General features: G+C 63.3%; 13 protein-coding genes. 9 read left to right on the forward strand and 4 right to left on the reverse strand.

Going from position 1 to position 16762, the window contains the following annotated elements; translation table 11 throughout:
- The first annotated feature begins 1 nt into the window (after position 1).
- A complete protein-coding gene (locus tag KVQ74_RS06870; protein WP_217830243.1) occupies positions 2 to 4300 on the forward strand; it encodes a DEAD/DEAH box helicase in 4299 nt (1432 codons plus the stop codon).
- A gap of 1 nt (position 4301) precedes the next feature.
- On the opposite strand, the gene KVQ74_RS06875 is transcribed toward KVQ74_RS06870, so the two are convergent.
- Positions 4302 to 6416, reverse strand: coding sequence for a mechanosensitive ion channel family protein (locus KVQ74_RS06875; protein ID WP_217830244.1), 2115 nt, complete (start codon positions 6414 to 6416; stop codon positions 4302 to 4304).
- 181 nt (positions 6417 to 6597) lie between these two features.
- On the opposite strand from KVQ74_RS06875, the gene KVQ74_RS06880 reads away from it, so the two are divergent.
- Genes KVQ74_RS06880 through KVQ74_RS06895 form a run of 4 tightly spaced genes read left to right on the forward strand, consistent with a single transcriptional unit; the run spans position 6598 to position 10584 of the window.
- Positions 6598 to 7524, forward strand: coding sequence for a DUF72 domain-containing protein (locus tag KVQ74_RS06880; RefSeq protein WP_217830246.1), 927 nt, complete (start codon positions 6598 to 6600; stop codon positions 7522 to 7524).
- Positions 7521 to 8318: an endonuclease/exonuclease/phosphatase family protein gene (locus KVQ74_RS06885; RefSeq protein WP_217830247.1), complete on the forward strand. Its 798-nt coding sequence runs from the start codon at positions 7521 to 7523 to the stop codon at positions 8316 to 8318. The genes KVQ74_RS06880 and KVQ74_RS06885 overlap by 4 nt, the downstream gene beginning before the upstream one ends.
- Positions 8315 to 9601, forward strand: coding sequence for a cardiolipin synthase ClsB (clsB, locus tag KVQ74_RS06890; protein WP_217830249.1), 1287 nt, complete (start codon positions 8315 to 8317; stop codon positions 9599 to 9601). The genes KVQ74_RS06885 and clsB overlap by 4 nt, the downstream gene beginning before the upstream one ends.
- Positions 9598 to 10584, forward strand: coding sequence for a lysylphosphatidylglycerol synthase domain-containing protein (locus tag KVQ74_RS06895; protein ID WP_217830250.1), 987 nt, complete (start codon positions 9598 to 9600; stop codon positions 10582 to 10584). Before clsB ends, KVQ74_RS06895 begins: the two co-directional genes overlap by 4 nt.
- A 54-nt stretch (positions 10585 to 10638) precedes the next feature.
- Here the strand turns inward: KVQ74_RS06895 and KVQ74_RS06900 are convergent, their stop codons facing one another.
- From KVQ74_RS06900 to KVQ74_RS06910, 3 genes are all read right to left on the reverse strand, one after another.
- Positions 10639 to 11397, reverse strand: a complete 759-nt coding sequence (locus tag KVQ74_RS06900; protein WP_217830252.1) for an alpha/beta hydrolase family protein — start codon at positions 11395 to 11397, stop codon at positions 10639 to 10641.
- Positions 11387 to 12496: a DUF3182 family protein gene (locus tag KVQ74_RS06905; RefSeq protein ID WP_217830253.1), complete on the reverse strand. Its 1110-nt coding sequence runs from the start codon at positions 12494 to 12496 to the stop codon at positions 11387 to 11389. Before KVQ74_RS06905 ends, KVQ74_RS06900 begins: the two co-directional genes overlap by 11 nt.
- Before the next feature lie 208 nt (positions 12497 to 12704).
- Entirely contained in the window at positions 12705 to 13691 is a 987-nt protein-coding gene (locus KVQ74_RS06910) for a GlxA family transcriptional regulator (protein WP_217830255.1), read from the reverse strand.
- 100 nt (positions 13692 to 13791) lie between these two features.
- On the opposite strand from KVQ74_RS06910, the gene KVQ74_RS06915 reads away from it, so the two are divergent.
- From KVQ74_RS06915 to KVQ74_RS06930, 4 genes are all read left to right on the forward strand, one after another.
- A complete protein-coding gene (locus KVQ74_RS06915) occupies positions 13792 to 14346 on the forward strand; it encodes a cysteine hydrolase family protein (protein ID WP_217830257.1) in 555 nt (184 codons plus the stop codon).
- Between the two features lie 154 nt (positions 14347 to 14500).
- The gene (locus KVQ74_RS06920; RefSeq protein WP_217830258.1) at positions 14501 to 15169 is read left to right on the forward strand and encodes a YjfI family protein; all 669 of its coding nucleotides are present in this window, start codon (positions 14501 to 14503) and stop codon (positions 15167 to 15169) included.
- Between the two features lie 17 nt (positions 15170 to 15186).
- Complete coding sequence (locus KVQ74_RS06925; RefSeq protein ID WP_217830260.1) at positions 15187 to 15885, forward strand: PspA/IM30 family protein; 699 nt, start codon at positions 15187 to 15189, stop codon at positions 15883 to 15885.
- 211 nt (positions 15886 to 16096) lie between these two features.
- Positions 16097 to 16747 (forward strand): DUF2491 family protein, encoded by a 651-nt coding sequence (locus KVQ74_RS06930; RefSeq protein ID WP_217830264.1) that lies wholly within the window; start codon positions 16097 to 16099, stop codon positions 16745 to 16747.
- The last annotated feature ends 15 nt before the right edge of the window (positions 16748 to 16762 follow it).

Raw genomic sequence — 16762 nt, forward strand, 5'->3', positions numbered from 1 at the left:
CATGAATCTGCCCCTCCCCGCCGGCAGCGCCCTGGCAGGCTTCCATCCTGCCGTCAGCGCCTGGTTCAGCCAGACCTTCGCGACGGTCACCGCCGCCCAGGCCCGCGCATGGCCGTTGATCCGCCAGCGCCGTTCGACGCTGATCGCCGCCCCTACAGGCTCGGGCAAGACCCTCACCGCCTTCCTCGCCGTCATCGACGACCTCGTCCACCGTGGCCTGGAAACCCCGGACGGTCTGCCGGATGAAACCCTGGTGGTCTACGTTTCGCCGCTCAAGGCGCTGTCCAACGACATCCGCATCAACCTGCAGACCCCGTTGGCGGGAATCACCGGACAATTGCGCCAGCTCGATTTGCCGGAGCTGCAAATCACCACCGCCGTGCGCACCGGCGACACAGCGCAGAAAGACCGCACCGCCATGCGCAAGCGCGCGCCGCACATTCTGGTGACCACCCCGGAATCGCTCTACGTGCTGCTGGGCTCGGAATCCGGCCGCAAAATGCTCGGCACCACGCGCACGGTAATCGTCGATGAGATCCACGCCATCGCCGCCGGCAAGCGCGGCAGTCACCTGGCGTTAAGCCTGGAACGGCTGCAAGCCCTGTGTCCGGAACCGCTGACCCGGATCGGTCTGTCAGCCACGCAAAAACCGATCGACGCGGTGGCACGGTTTCTCGTCGGTCATCGACGCCCCTGCGAAATCGTCGACATCGGCCACGCCCGGCCACGGGATCTGGGCATCGAAGTGCCGCCGGTGCCGTTGTCGGCAGTGATGGCCAATGATGTCTGGGAACTGGTTTACGACCGCCTCGCCGTGCTGGCCCGCGAACACCGCACCACGCTGATTTTCGTCAATACCCGACGCCTCGCCGAACGCCTGAGCCGACACCTGAGCGAGCGCCTCGGCAAGCACGCGGTCGCCGCCCACCACGGCAGTCTGGCCAAGGAATTTCGCCTCGATGCCGAACAACGGCTCAAGCGCGGCGAACTGCAGGTTCTGATCGCCACTGCCTCGCTGGAGCTGGGGATCGACATCGGCGAAGTCGACCTCGTCTGCCAGATCGCCTCGCCGCGTTCGATTGCCGGTTTTCTGCAACGGGTCGGCCGCTCCGGGCACCAGGTCGGCGGTACGCCCAAGGGCCGCCTGTTCGCCACCACCCGCGACGACCTGATCGAATGCGCCGCCCTGCTCGACTGCGTGCGCCGGGGCGAACTCGACACCCTGCACATTCCCCAGGCGCCCCTGGACGTGCTGGCGCAACAGATCATCGCCGAAGTCAGTTGCCAGGAATGGGCGGAAGACGCGCTGCTGGCGCTGTTCCGTCAGGCGGAACCCTACGCCGTTCTCGACGAGCGTCACTACCAGGCCCTGCTGAGCATGCTTGCCGAGGGCTACAACGGTCGCCAGGGCATCCGCAGCGCCTACCTGCACCGCGACGCCGTGAGCCGAACCCTGCGCGGTCGACGCGGCGCGCGACTGACGGCGGTGACCAGTGGCGGCACCATCCCGGACAACGCCGACTACAGCGTCCTGCTGGAGCCCCAGGGCCTGAACATCGGCAGTGTCAACGAAGACTTCGCCGTGGAAAGCATTGCCGGCGATGTGTTCCAGCTCGGCAACACCTCCTATCGCATCCTGCGGGTGGAAACCGGCAAGGTCCGGGTCGAGGATGCCCAGGGCCAGTCGCCGACCATTCCGTTCTGGCTCGGCGAAGCGCCGGGACGCAGCGATGAGCTGTCGGCGGCGGTGGCCCGCCTGCAAGCGCAACTCGATGAATTGCTCGGCGCCAGCCCCGGCAATCTGCAACCGGCCCTCGACTGGCTGACCGGCACCCTCGGCCTGAACCCGGCCAGCGCCGAACAACTGGTGGACTACCTCGCCCGCGCCCGCCAGGCCCTCGGCGCGCTGCCCTCGCAAGACACGCTGCTGATGGAGCGTTTTTTCGACGAGTCCGGCGGCACCCAGTTGATCATCCACTCGCCGTTTGGCAGCCGCATCAACCGCGCCTGGGGCCTGGCCCTGCGCAAGCGTTTCTGCCGCACGTTCAACTTCGAATTGCAGGCCGCCGCCAGCGAAGATGCGATCGTGCTGTCGCTGTCCACCAGCCACAGCTTCGAACTCGACGAAGTCTGGCGCTACCTGCACAGCCACAGCGCCGAACACATCCTGATTCAAGCCGTGCTGGAGGCGCCGCTGTTCGGCGTGCGCTGGCGCTGGAATGCCGGTGTCGCGCTGGCGCTGCCGCGTTTTACCGGCGGGCGCAAAGTCGCGCCACAACTGCAGCGAATGAAAAGCGAAGACCTGATCGCCAGCGTGTTTCCCGACCAGATCGCCTGCCTGGAAAACCTCGCCGGCGAACGGGAAATCCCCGAGCATCCGCTAGTGGAACAAACCCTCGACGATTGCCTGCATGAGGCGATGGACAGCGAAGGCTGGCTCGATCTGCTGCGGCGCATGGAGCGCGGCGACGTGCGTTTGATCAGCCGCGACCTCCCCGCGCCGTCACCGCTGGCGGCAGAAATCCTCAGCGCCCGCCCCTACACCTTTCTCGACGACGCACCGCTGGAAGAACGCCGCACCCAAGCCGTGCTCAACCGTCGCTGGAGCGATCCGCAATCCACCGATGACCTCGGCGCGCTGGACGCCGACGCGATCAGCGCCGTGCGGGAAGAGGCCTGGCCGACGCCGGGCAACGTCGATGAAATGCACGAAGCGCTGATGAGCCTGGCGTGCATCAGCGCTACCGAAGTGGCGGCCAACGAACACTGGCCTGAATGGCTGCAAACCCTGGCCGACACTGGCCGCGCGTGTCGCTTGCGGGTCGACCCGGCGCATTCGTTCTGGTTGCCCCGGGAGCGCCTGACTTGCCTGCAAGCGCTGTATCCACAGGCTGCCGTTGAGCCCGCGCTGCAAGCGCTGCGCGGATTCGACGAGGCGTGGACAGCCGAGGAAGCGCTGCTGGAAGTGATCCGCGCACGGCTCGGTGCGTTCGGCCCGTTGCCGCTGCCCGCCATTGCCGCACCGTTGGCGCTGGCCACAACCCGTGTCAATCAGGCCCTCGCGCAACTGGAGCGCGAAGGCTATGTACTGCGCGGCCACTTCACACCGGGGCTGGATGTCGAGGAATGGTGCGAGCGGCATTTGCTGGCGCGAATTCATCGCTACACGGTCAAGCGCCTGCGCCGGGAAATCGAGCCGGTGGCGTTGCAGGATTTCATGCGTTTCCTGTTCGACTGGCAGCACTTATCTACAGCGACCCGAGGCCAGGGCAGCGCCGTGTTGCCGACGATTGTCGGCCAGTTCGAAGGCTACCCGGCAGCGGCTTCGGCGTGGGACAGCGACATCCTCCCGGCGCGGCTCAAGGACTACTCGCCGGGCTGGCTGGATGATCTGTGTCGCAACGGCAAACTGGTATGGACGCGCCTCAGCGCCCGACAGAAGAGCGGCGGCACGGCGTTGCGCAGCACGCCCATCGTGTTGCTGCCACGCACTCACGTCGGCCTGTGGAGCACGCTGGCCGAACAAACACCGGAGAACGAACTGACACCAAAAGCGCAGAAGGTTTTCGAGGCGCTCAGCCAACACGGCGCACTGTTTTTCGACGAACTGGTGCATGAGGCACACCTGCTGCGCACGGAGCTGGAAATCGCCTTGCAGGAACTGGTCGGCGCCGGCTTGGTCAACGCCGACAGCTTCGCCGGACTGCGGGCGCTGATCACCCCGGCGAGCAAACGCCAGCAACGCAGCAGTCGGCGCGGACGCGGGGCGTTTGTCGGCGGAATGGATGATGCCGGGCGTTGGGCGTTGCTGCGCCGAGGATCGGTTGCGGTGGTGGACAAACCCGCTCCGGAAACCCTGGAACACATCGCCATGACTCTGTTGCGGCGTTACGGCGTGGTGTTCTGGCGCTTGCTCGAACGCGAGGCGGACTGGCTGCCGAACTGGCGCGAACTGCTGCGCACGTTCCATCGCCTGGAGGCCCGTGGCGAGATCCGGGGCGGGCGGTTTGTCAGCGGCCTGGCGGGTGAGCAATTTGCCCTGCCCGAAGCGATCCCGTTGCTGCGCGAAGTCCGTCGCCGCCCCCATGACGGCAGCCTGATCGCCGTGTGCGGGGTAGATCCGCTGAACCTCGCCGGCACCTTGTTGCCGGGCGCAAAAGTACCGGCGCTGGCGAGCAATCGGCTGGTGTATCGGGACGGCTTGCCGGTGGCGGCGGAAATTGCCGGCAAACCACAATTCTGGGTGGAGCTGGAGCAATCGGTGATGGCCGAGGTGCGCGGCAAACTGATTCGGCATTGATCTATGGAGTCCGAGCCTGCTGCGGCAACACAACCGGCGATGACTCAGGCACTGGGTCTTCAACGTCCACACCTTGCCGCTTCGGCAACAGAACCTGCTGTGGATAAGTCTGCGCGAAATGCACCCACGGGCTGTTATCCACAAGCTTTTTCAAACGCTGGTTGAACGCCCGGCTCACCGCATATTGCCCGCCCGACACGGTACGGAACTGCGCCGTCAGCACCACACCGTTGAGGTCCATCCGGTCCACCCCGAACACATCCAGCGGCCCTTGCAGGTTGTACTTGAGAAACGGGTCTTCGCGGATCGAGTCCCCGGCCTGGCGGATCAGCTCGATGGCCTTCTCGACATCGGTGTCATAGGTGAACTGCACCGAGAAAAACGCGAACGCAAACTGCCGCGATTGATTGGTCACGGCCTTGATCTGGCCGAACGGCACCGAATGCACGAACCCCTTGCCGTCACGCAGGCGCAGGGTGCGAATGGTCAGGCCTTCGACCGTGCCGGCATGCCCGGAGTCGAGCACCACCCAGTCGCCGATCGACAGGGTGTCTTCGATGATGATGAACAGCCCGGTGATCACGTCCTGCACCAGTTGCTGCGAACCGAAACCGATGGCCAGCCCCACGACCCCGGCACCCGCCAGCAGCGGCGCGACGTTGATCCCCAGATTGGCCATGGTGGTGATCGCGCAGATCACCACCAGAATGATTTTGATCGCATTGCGCAGCAACGGCAGGATGGTTTTCACCCGCGTACTCGGCTGGCGCGATGCACGTTTGTTGAGCGGTGGTTTCAGCGCTTCCTGGATTGCTGTGTCGAGCACCACCCACAGCAGCCACGTCACCAGAAAGATCAGGCCGATGCTGCTCAAGGCATTGCTGATCGCCCGGCCGACGGTACTGCTCTGGGCGAAGTCGATCAGCGACACGCCCCAGATCCGCCCGAGAATATCGATGAATGCAATTGCGATGACGATCCGCAGCAAGGCATGCAGCAGACTGAGAAAGCGTTCCTTGTAGGCGCTGCTGCGCTGGATCGCCTCGGCCCGGCGCGACTTGAACAGGTGTTGCAGGACGGTGCTGAGAAACACCGTGCCGATCAGCAGCACCGTGGTGAACAACGCGCAGCGCAAGGCTTTCTGGTTGTCCTCGCCGATGCCGATCAGATTGACCGCCGACACCAGCACCATCAGCACGATCGGCCAGTACCAGAGTCCGGAAAAAATCCGCAGCGACTCCTGCAACGACGGTTGTTTCAGACGCTGCGCCAGCGAGCGGTTGCGGATCAGATGCGCCACCGGCCGGCGCAGGCGGATCACCAGCAGACCGAAGATGATCGACGCCAGCAAGCCCGTGAACACAGCGATGCTGCTGGTGATATTGCCGCCCAGTTGCCGGGCGATCTGCGGACTGGTCAGGGCATCGCTGAGGGCGGCCAGGAAGCCGATCAGGAACAGCGGTTTCGGGCAGTAGTCACGAATGATCTGCACCGCCCGGCGCTTATGGCCGACGTTGAACATCACCACCACACACAACAGCATCGAGGTGGAAAAGATCCCGCTGCTGGTGGCGTAGGCAAAACACAGCGCCAGCGCGCGGCCGACCGAGACCGGCAGGAAATGGCTGACGTACAGGGTCAGCGGCAGGCAGATCAGTGCCGGCAAGGTGTAGGGCAGCAGGTAGCCGAGCAGATCCTGGCTGCGCTGGCGACTGCGCAACCAGCGGCCTTCGCGCAGACGCTTGCCGAGCAAACTGCCCAGCACGGTCAACAGGGCGAAGGTGCCGAGCCACACCCCCGACAGCATCAGGAAATCGCCGGCCACGCTCCACGCCGAGCGGTCCGACGGTTGATTGACCAGCCTGTCGACTTCATCCGCCGCCCGATCGGCACGCAGGCGCCAGGCATCGACCAGATGTTCATTGAGATCGAGTTTGTCCTGTACGTCGTCGATGCTGGAACTGATGGCGCCGAGTAGTCCGCCCTGTACCAGCGGCTCGGGTTCGGCGGGCTTTTGCGCAGTGGCCGGAACGCCCGGCAGCGTGGCGGCATCCAGTTCACTGGCGCCGAGAAACAGCAGTGCTCCCAGCAGAATGACGATCCTGAACTTGATCAAAACTCCGATCTCCCTTTGGGTGAACCTGTAAGGAACTGATCGGTGAATGGCGGACAAGTTCGGTTTTGAATGGAAATCAAAGCCCCTCAGCGACCACCCGTACCCCCACCGAAACTTTCCCGCCCCGCCCACAGTCATCCACAAACAGAGGCAGCGCGAGGACATTCCACGGGAGGGCGGCATGGCGGCGATTCACATTGGTATTTCAGGCTGGCGCTACGCCCCGTGGCGGGGCGGTTTCTACCCCAAGGGGCTGACGCAGAAACGCGAATTGCAGTTCGCCTCACGGGCGGTCAACAGCATCGAAATCAACGGTTCGTTCTACGCCCTGCAACGGCCGGAACGCTACGCCCAGTGGTATGCCGAAACCCCGGACGACTTCATTTTCAGCGTCAAGGCTCCGCGGTTCATCACGCACATCCGTCGCCTGCGCGACATCGAGAAACCCCTGGCCAACTTTTTCGCCTCCGGGGTGCTGGAACTGAAAGAAAAACTCGGGCCGATCCTCTGGCAGTTTCCGCCGAGTTTCAAATTCGACGCCGAACTGTTCGAACACTTCCTCGCTCTGTTGCCCCACGACACCGAAGCGGCTGCCGCCCTCGCCCGCCAGCACGACTCGCATCTGCACGGCCACGCCAGCCTCAAGGCGTACGGAAAAAAACCGCTGCGCCACGCCGTTGAGATCCGCAACGACAGTTTTCTCGATACTGATTTCGTGCGCCTGCTCAAACGCTACAACACCGCCCTGGTGATCGCCGACACCGCCGGAAAGTGGCCGTACCGCGAAGACCTCACCAGCGACTTCGTCTACCTGCGCCTGCACGGTGCCGAAGAGCTCTACGCCAGCGGCTACTCGGAAACAGCACTCAAGAGCTGGGCCGAGCGCATCGACGCCTGGCACCACGGCCGGCAGCCCCGCGATGCACACTTGATCGCACCACGCCTGAAACCCCGGGCACGCCAATCCCGCGAGGTGTTCTGCTACTTCGACAACGACATCAAAGTCCGCGCGCCTTTCGATGCCCGCAGCCTGCTGCATCGCTTCGACCTCGATAAAGACCTCGCCACCACCCCCGGCGAGCCGGCCAACGAAGGAGTGCTGTCATGAGCATCCGCGAGCCCATCGGCGTCACCGACGAGCAAACCGAAGTCATCAGCACCATCAACCGTTTCACCGTGCTGACGATCAACACCCACAAGGGTTTCACCGCGCTGAACCGGCGCTTCATCCTGCCGGAACTGCGCGAAGCGGTGCGCAGCGTGTCCGCCGACGTGGTGTTTCTCCAGGAAGTCCACGGCACCCACGAACACCATCCCAAGCGCTACCTCAATTGGCCGACGATGCCGCAATACGAATTCCTCGCCGACAGCCTCTGGCCGCAGTTCGCCTACGGGCGCAACGCGGTGTATCCGGATGGCGATCACGGCAATGCGCTGCTGTCGAAATTCCAGATCATCCGCCACGACAATCTCGACGTATCGATCAGTGGACACGAAAACCGTGGCCTGCTGCATTGCGTGTTGCGACTGCCGGGCGATGACCGCGAGCTGCACGCGATCTGCGTGCATCTGGGCCTGCGCGAGAGCCACCGCAACGCGCAACTGAAACTGCTCGGCAAACGCTTGGCGGAGCTGCCGGATGACGCCCCGGTGATCGTGGCCGGTGACTTCAACGACTGGCGCCAGCGCGCCGATGCCTTGCTCAAACCTAGCGGTCTGCGCGAAGTGTTCGCGGCCCATCAGGGCAAACCGGCACGCAGTTTTCCGGCGCGCCTGCCGACCCTGCGGCTGGACCGCATCTACGTGCGCAACCTCAAGGCCCGTCAGCCGAAAGTCCTGGCGAACCGACCGTGGTCGCACCTTTCCGACCACGCGCCGTTATCGGTGGAGATCGAAATATGAGCAGCGCACCGCTGGAAAAATCCGCCGGGGAACCGCTGACCATTACCCCGCCGATCCGCGAGCCGGGACACGTCGATGTCCAATACGGCTGGCACGGCAGCAACCGGGTCGAGCTGCTGGAAAATGGCGAGGAATATTTCCCTCGGGTGTTCGAGGCGATGCGCGCGGCCAAGAGTGAAATCCTCCTGGAAACCTTCATCGTTTTCGAAGACAAGGTCGGCCGCGAATTGCAGCAGATCCTGATCGACGCCGCCCGGCGCGGCGTGCGCACCACCGTCAGCTTCGACGGCTTCGGTTGCGGCGAATTGAGCGCCGGTTACCTCACTGCCCTGAGCGACGCCGGGGTGCATCTGCAAATTTTCGATCCGGCGCCCAAACACCTGGGCATTCGCACCAACTGGTTCCGCCGCCTGCACCGCAAGATCGTGGTGGTCGACGGCCTCGTCGCGTTCATTGGGGGGATCAATTTTTCCGGCGACCACCTGGCCGATTTCGGCCCCGAGGCCAAGCAGGATTACTCGGTGCAAGTCCAGGGTCCGGCGGTGACCGACATCCACCACTTCGCCCTGCTGCAAAGCGGCCGTCCCGGCCGGGCGCGGTTCTGGTGGCAGCGTCGGCGCCAGCGGCGGGAGCAGATGGCCGTCGACGATCACGACGGCCAGGTACGCCTGGTGTTTCGCGATAACGACCAGCACAACACCGACATCGAGGACGTGTATTTGCAGGTGCTGCGCAACGCCCGACGCCGGGTGGTGATCGCCAACGCCTACTTCTTTCCCGGCTACCGATTGCTGCGCGAAATGCGCAACGCGGCACGGCGTGGCGTCGATGTGCGGCTGATTCTGCAAGGCCAGCCGGACATGCTGGTGGCCAAACTCGCGGCGCGCATGACCTACGACTATCTGCTCAAGGCCGGGGTGCGGATCTACGAATATTGCGACCGTCCATTGCACGGCAAAGTGGCGCTGGTGGATGACGAATGGAGCACGGTCGGCTCAAGCAATCTCGACCCGTTGAGCCTGGCGCTGAACCTGGAAGCCAACGTGCTGATCCGCGATCGCACATTCAACCGCCAACTGTTCCAACGCCTGGAAGACCTCAGCCTCAATCATTGCAAGGCGATGGACCCGGCCAGCGCGCCACGGGGGCGGATCTGGCACATGACGGTGGGCTTTCTGGTGTTCCACTTTCTGCGTCACTTTCCGGCCATGGCCGGTTGGCTGCCGGCGCATAAACCTCGGCTGAAACCGTTTTTCCGTGCTGCAGGGGGTGATCCTTCATGAGCCGTTCCGAAGCCCGTGCCGCCGCCCATTCACCGGCGACCAGCCACTCGCGCTGGAGCCGCTGGAAGCGGCCGCTGACCCTGTTGTTTTTCCTCGCGCTGATCGTGCTGCTGACGATGTTTGCCCGGCGCATCGAGTGGGCCGAAGTGTTGCAGACCCTCGCCGACTTCAAGGTGCGCACGCTGATCATCGCCTCCAGCCTGACCCTGGTGAGTTTTCTGGTGTACGCCAGTTTCGACCTGATCGGCCGCACCTACATCCGCCAGGATCTGACCTGGAAACAGATCCTGCCGGTGGGCGTCATCAGCTACGCGTTCAATCTCAACCTCAGTGCCTGGGTCGGCGGGATCGCCATGCGTTATCGCCTGTACTCGCGGCTCGGAGTGAGCAAAAGCAACATCGCCAAGATCCTCGGGCTGAGTCTGGCGACCAATTGGTTCGGCTACATGACCATCGCCGGGGCGGTGTTCGCCAGTGGTCTGGTGAGCATGCCGCCGGGGTGGAAAATCAACAGCACGGCGTTGCAGGGAATCGGCGTGCTGTTGCTGTTGCTCAGTGCCGGCTATCTCGCGGCGTGCCGGTTTTCCCGGCGTCGGGAATGGTCGATTCGCGGCGTGGAAATCAACCTGCCGTCGCTGCGCATGGCGGTGCTGCAATTGCTGCTCGGCGCACTGAACTGGTCATTGATGGCGGCGGTGATCTTCACCTTGCTGCCGAGCAAACTCGATTATCCGCTGGTGCTCGGCGTGCTGCTGATCAGCGCGATCGCCGGAGTCATCACGCACATTCCGGCGGGCCTCGGGGTGCTGGAAGCGGTGTTCGTCGCGCTGCTGCAACACGAGGCGTCGCGGGGCAGCCTGGTGGCCGGGTTGCTGGCGTATCGGGCGATCTATTTTCTGCTGCCGCTGCTGATCACGGTGGTGATGTATCTGCTGGTGGAGGCCAAGGCCAAGGCGTTGCGCATCGAGAAGAAACCCGGCTGATCGCGGCGCCCTTCGCGAGCGCCCTCGCGAGCGAGCCAGCCCCCACGACTGCCGTCACTGGGCTTGAATGATGCTCAACCGCTCGCCCACCACCATCTCGGTGATCCAGTCCACCAGAATCGATGTGTAGGCCTGCTGCGATACCGGTTCGCTCAGCGCATGGTCGGCGCCGTCGATGATACGGTGGGTCAGCGAGTGGGTCTGCTGGCACGCCGCGCGGTAACTCATGATCGTCGCGTGGGGCACGTAGTCATCGGTTTCCGACTCCACCAGCAACACGTCCCCGGTGAACTGTGAACAGGCGTGCAACGCGCGATTGCTGTCGGCGCGCACCAGAGTGCCGCGATAGTCGCGCAGGTCGGACTTGTCCAGATCACGCTTGGGCGTGTGCCATTGTTCGTCGCGATACAGCGCCGGCACCCGCAACGCCAGCCAGCGCACCGGACGCAGCGAGGTGAGGATCGATGCGAGGTAACCGCCATAACTGGTGCCGACCACGGCGATGGCCGAAGTGTCGAGCGCCGGGTGCGCGAGCAGTCGATCATAGGCCGCCAACAGGTCACGCAGATTGTCCTCGCGGGTCACCCGGGTCAACGGAATCCCGGTGCCGCCGGTGTGCCCGCGCAGGTCGAAGGTCAGGCACACGCAACCCAGACCGGCGATACCTTTTGCCCGCTCCAGATCACGCTCCTGACTGCCACCCCAACCGTGTACGAACAGCACGCCGGGGACTTTCGATTTGGGACTGAGAAACGTCCCGCTCATCTGTTCGTCATCAATGTCGATTTGAACGCTTTCGCTTCTAGCCGTCATAGGATTTGACCGTTACGTATTTGAGGAGAAATTCGCTGTTCTCGGCCGGGCCGCGATACACCTCGATGGCATCGGCCGGCAGGGACTCGTCGATGTAGGTTTCCACCGACGACACACGGATCGCGCGCATCGCCGGGTCGTTGACGAAACTTTGCAGCGCCGCGACTTCCGCGCTGCTGGCGCCACCCATGCGCCACGATTGTTCGAGCACGCCGCTGCGCGGTTTGCCGTCGCTGTCCAGGCCTTGGGCGATGTCGTAGTTGCGGCGCGAGGCGAAGAAATTCGGGTAGGCCTCATCGGCGGCGCTGTCGAACACCTGCGCCTGCTCGATCGCCAGGCGCACGTCGTCGGGCAGCTCCAGCGCCAGCAGCTCGGCATAGCCACCCTGCACCACCAGCAGATTGGAGCCGCCATAGACCTCTTCGCCCTGCCCGTCCTGCGTCAGGTATTGATCGCCGCAGTAACTCAACACCCGATCGCCGATGAACGACTGACCGACGCTGTGCGTGACCACCTCGCGCAAATCCTGCTCCAGCACCACGCCGTTGCCGAACAGTTTTTCAGCGTCCGGGCGGGCGAGGATTTCGTCGAAGGCGTCGAGGCTGTCGATCACTTCCTGGCCACGACCGGCGCAGGCGTGAATCGGCTTGAGCCGGATCGGGCCGCTGTACAACAGATGCTCGGCAGCGGGCCGCGCGTCCTCCAGGGCAAATACGCTGAGGCCGTCGAGCACCACATTGCGTACCCGCTCGGAAAACAGCGGCGACCAGCCTTGCGGCGCGCGGGCCTGATAACTTCGCAGGCCGTGGCTGATGGCCTTGGTGCAGATGAAATCGTGCTCGACGTAACCGCCCCACAAGTCGTCCGGGCCGTTGATGCCCAGCGCTTTCGCGTGGGCCGCGCCGACAATGGTTTGAGTTGGCAGCAGATACAGCTCGCGACCGCGATGTTTTTCCGGCTCGTAACGGCCGCCGAAGTTGAGCCCGAGAATCTGCGCCAGCCAACGGGCCAGGGCTTTGTTGGTCTGCACTTCATGCTGCGGCGCGTCGGCACGCACCGAATGCGCTACCACCAGTTTCCTGCGGGATGTCGGGGTCATGCGTCCCCCTTCCAGCGGCTTGATGAATGTGGGAAGAGGGGTGCAGAGATCAGGCCAATCGGGAATCTGTGGAAAACGTCAGCGAATCAATCGCTTGGCAAAATCCTGATGGCATCGCGCCTGTTTCAATCTGCACGACCGGACGCAGGACTCCGGCAATTTGCACGATCCGGCTGATGTACAAAACGCTCACACCAGTGCAGTCCATTCAGGACTTCGACGGAGTCACGCCAAACCGCCCGCGATAATCACTCGGCGCCAGCCCGGTGATTTTCTTGAACGTCGCGCGAAACGCCCCTGGATCCTGATAGCCCACCGTCCAGGCAATGTGGTCGATGGTGCCGTTGGTGAACTCCAGCAGCTCCCGCGCCTTGCCGACCCGCAGGTGTTGGCAATACTCGGTGGGTTTCAGGCCGGTCGCGGCACGGAAGCGGCGCAGGAACGTCCGTTCTTCCAGCCCTGCCCGCTCGGCCATGGCCGTCAGCGAAACATCGGTCGCACCGGTGCCTTGCAGCCAATGCTGAACCTTGAGAATCGCCCCGTCACCATGGTTGAGGATCGGCGCAAAATTGCTCCCGCACTCGCTGGCGCTGTCGCTGTGTTCCACCACCAGAAAGCGCGCGGTGCCGCTGGCGATGCTCGGCCCGAGCAAGCGGTCGACCAGACGCAATCCCAACTCCGACCAGGCCATCAGCCCGGCGGTGGTGATCAGGTCGCCGTCATCGACTATCGGCGTATCGGCCTTGAGGTGGATCTTCGGATAACACTCGGCGAAGGCCTTGACCGAGGTCCAGTGAGTGGTCGCGCTGCGGCCGTCGAGCAGACCGCTTTCGGCCAGCAGCCACGAGCCGACACAAACCCCGCCAAGGGTTGCGCCCCGAGCGTGTTGCTCGCGTAGCCAGGGCACCAGACCGGCCGGCATGTGCGCAGCGGAAAACCCGGCGATGGACGGCGGAATCAGTACCGCCAGCAAACCGGTTTCCGTAGCGGGATGACTGTCGTAGACCCGCACCGGCGGCTGATCGCCTTCGACCTGCCAGTGACTGATCCGCAGCAACGGCAACTGCGCCGCCTCGTGCTCGGAAGCGATCCGGTTGGCCACCCCGAACAGGTCGGTCAAGCCATGCACCGCCGCCATCTGCGCGCCGGGATAAATCAGCACGCCCAGTTCGGCAACGGCCCTTTCTGCGCCCATTGTCAGTTTTCCCCTGTCTATTGTCGGTGCGGCCAATCCTCGAAACAGCGACCGGCGCCAATACTGGCGCCACACCCATCCACACTTCGAGGACACACCCATGGCCAAGCAAGCGCTCATCGTAGTCGATATCCAGAACGACTACTTCCCCCAAGGCAAGTGGCCGCTGGTCGGCGCCGATGCCGCCGCCGACAACGCCGCGCACCTGATCGCAGCCTTCCGTGAGACAGGTGATTCAGTGGTTCACATCCGCCACGAATTCACCTCCACGGATGCACCGTTTTTCACCCCCGGCTCCGACGGTGCGAAGCTGCACCCCAAAGTGCTCAACCGGGCCGACGAACCGGTGGTGCTCAAGCATTTCGTCAACTCGTTCCGCGAGACCGAGCTGCAAGCGATCCTCGACGAGCAAGGCATCAAGGAACTGGTGGTGGTCGGCAGCATGAGCCACATGTGCGTCGACAGCGTCGTCCGGGCGGCGGCGGATCTGGGTTACACCGTCACGGTGATCCACGATGCCTGCGCCACCCGTGATCTGGAATTCAACGGCGTCAGCGTACCCGCTGCTCAGGTTCACGCCGCGTTCATGTCGGCTCTGGGTTTTGCTTACGCCAGCGTGGTCTCCACCCGGGAATTCCTCGCCGCCAGCCGTTAATCACGGCTTGGAAAAACTTCGCAACACCTCCGGCCCGCCTCGCTGCGGGCCTTTTTGCGTGTGTCATAAAAATCTCACGCGTGAGTCATTGCTGAGGTTTTGGATTGGTTGTAGTGTGGCCCACGCGTGAGATGTTCATAACGGAGTCATTGCCATGAAAAGCCGCTCCCCGGCCGCTGCGTCAGACAACCCGAAGGGAGTGCGCTCGACACCGTCCGCGAAAAAACCGTCGAGCTTCTATATGAAGCAGATGCGCGCGGGCCTGGCGGCCGCCGGTTATGTGAAACACGAAACTTGGGTGCTTCCCGAAAACCGAAGCTTGCTCAAGCAAATGGAGCAACAGCTACGCCAACCGATTCTGGCTGGCTCTTTCATGTCGGAGAATTACATGAGCGCAGGCAACAACTGGAACATCGATAGCCTCTACACCGCACTCAAGGCGCTGGACGAGGTGGCTTCGCAAGACATCACGCTGTCCCTGATCCAGAGTTCCGAGCCCAGCCTGAAACTGGAGATGAACGAATTCGGCGGCCTGCCGATTCACATCGCCATCGCCGGTCAGCAGATCATCGTCGACACCGTGCTGGTGGACATCGATTCGATCTCCGACGTGCGCGCCTTCAACGACGCCGTGCTGCGCAGCCGGGAAATGTTCCCCCTGTCGTCGATCGGCATCGAGTCGATGCCCAACGGCCAGACCGTCTACAACATGTTCGGCGCGCTGAGCGCAGATTCGAGCCTGACCAACGTGGTCACAGAGGTCAAAACCCTGGTCGACAACGTGCAGCGCGCCAGCGAAGCCTTCGAACACTTCTTCAAGTAATCAACAGGGAAAATCCAATGACTCAGTCCATCTGGAGCAAGTTGTTCACCGCACTGCGCGGCGGCGCCAATGAAGTCGGCGAAGCGATCGTCGACCAACAGGCCCTGCGCATCCTCGACCAGGAAATCCGCGACGCCGACGGCGCACTCTCCAACGCCCGCCGCGAACTGGTCACCATCATGGCCAAGCACAAGCTGTCCGCCGACCGCGTGAGCGAGTACGACGCCAAGATCAAGGACCTGGAAGCCAAGGCTGTTTCCGCCCTGAACGCCGGCCGCGAAGACCTGGCGCTGGAAGTGGCCGAAGCGATTTCGACCCTGACCAACGACCTCGACGCCGAGAAAAAGCAGAGCGACGAGTTCGGCACCTACGCCGAAAACATGCGCAAGGACATCAACAAGGCCGAAGCGCGCATCAAGAGCCTGCGCCAGCAAGTGGACATGGCCAAGGCCCGTGAAAGCGTGCAGAAAGCCCAGGTCAGTGCCTCCATCGCCAGCGGCGGTGCCAACGGCAAACTGGAAACCGCCGTCGGCACCCTGAACCGTCTGCAAGCCAAGCAACAGCAACGCGCCGCCGAACTGAGTGCTGCGGACGAACTGGCTGATGCCTCGACCGGCAATGACCTGGACCGCAAACTGCGCGAAGCCGGCATCACCCCGAACGAAGGCAGCGCCAACGCGATCCTTGAGCGTCTGAAGCAAAAGTCCGCCCAGTAATCACTGGAAGGAAAAGTCTGTGGGAGCGGGTTTGCTCACGAAGGCGGTGCGTCAGTCGACATTCCTGTCGGCCGATAAATTGCCTTCGCGGGCGAGCCCGCTCCCACTTGCTTTCCATCGCGCAAATCCTGCTGCTCGTTCAGCCCGCCGCCCGGTACACTAGCGGCGTTTTTGCCGACGAACACCTCCACCCGCTTCAAGGAACGTACCCATGGGATGGTTTAAAGACTTGCTGGGCACCAGCAACTGGCAGACTTCCGCGCCGACACCCGAGGTTGCCGGTGGCCCGCTCGGCCTGGCGCAAGGCAAGGCGATCCGGTTCGACTCGACCCTGGGCCTGCTGCTCGACGGCAGCACATCGGTACAGGTTCCCGACGCCCAGGCCATCTGGAGCGCAGGCTGGATCGACCTCGGCCAGTCGAACAAACTGCATCGCTACTACCTGAACAACGAAGATTTCTGGGTGCAGATCCATGTCACCGGTGACGATCAGGTCGAGTCGGTGACGCTGTTCAATTACCTCAGCTACGTGACCGTCAACAGTGACGCCGAATTGCAGCGCCTGGCCGGTCCCAACAGCCTGATCGGCCTGCCCTCCTACACCCACGATGGCGTTGTGTTCACGCGCGAATGGGGCACCGAACAGGGCCAGACCGAACTGGTGCCGCTGACCGAACAGGTGATCAACCCGGACGAGTCCTACACCATCGAACACCATTCGATGCTCTATGCCCGCGACAGCGGCCTGACCGACCGCCGCGAATTGCTGTTGTTCTCGGTCGAACAGGACGAAGAAGGCACGGTCAGCCTGAGCACTTCGCTGGGCATTTCGCTGTACACGACCGACCTGAGCACCATTTGAATAAGGAAGTTTTTC

Source organism: Pseudomonas botevensis, from assembly GCF_019145475.1.
Classification (GTDB): domain Bacteria; phylum Pseudomonadota; class Gammaproteobacteria; order Pseudomonadales; family Pseudomonadaceae; genus Aquipseudomonas; species Aquipseudomonas botevensis.

Coding starts and splice junctions, on each gene's coding strand:
- KVQ74_RS06870 (WP_217830243.1), top strand. CDS start 2: ATGAATCTGCCCCTCCCCGCCGGCAGCGCCCTGGCAGGCTTCCATCCT.
- KVQ74_RS06880 (WP_217830246.1), top strand. CDS start 6,598: ATGGCGGCGATTCACATTGGTATTTCAGGCTGGCGCTACGCCCCGTGG.
- KVQ74_RS06885 (WP_217830247.1), top strand. CDS start 7,521: ATGAGCATCCGCGAGCCCATCGGCGTCACCGACGAGCAAACCGAAGTC.
- clsB (WP_217830249.1), top strand. CDS start 8,315: ATGAGCAGCGCACCGCTGGAAAAATCCGCCGGGGAACCGCTGACCATT.
- KVQ74_RS06895 (WP_217830250.1), top strand. CDS start 9,598: ATGAGCCGTTCCGAAGCCCGTGCCGCCGCCCATTCACCGGCGACCAGC.
- KVQ74_RS06900 (WP_217830252.1), bottom strand. CDS start 11,397: ATGACGGCTAGAAGCGAAAGCGTTCAAATCGACATTGATGACGAACAG.
- KVQ74_RS06905 (WP_217830253.1), bottom strand. CDS start 12,496: ATGACCCCGACATCCCGCAGGAAACTGGTGGTAGCGCATTCGGTGCGT.
- KVQ74_RS06910 (WP_217830255.1), bottom strand. CDS start 13,691: ATGGGCGCAGAAAGGGCCGTTGCCGAACTGGGCGTGCTGATTTATCCC.
- KVQ74_RS06915 (WP_217830257.1), top strand. CDS start 13,792: ATGGCCAAGCAAGCGCTCATCGTAGTCGATATCCAGAACGACTACTTC.
- KVQ74_RS06920 (WP_217830258.1), top strand. CDS start 14,501: ATGAAAAGCCGCTCCCCGGCCGCTGCGTCAGACAACCCGAAGGGAGTG.
- KVQ74_RS06925 (WP_217830260.1), top strand. CDS start 15,187: ATGACTCAGTCCATCTGGAGCAAGTTGTTCACCGCACTGCGCGGCGGC.
- KVQ74_RS06930 (WP_217830264.1), top strand. CDS start 16,097: ATGGGATGGTTTAAAGACTTGCTGGGCACCAGCAACTGGCAGACTTCC.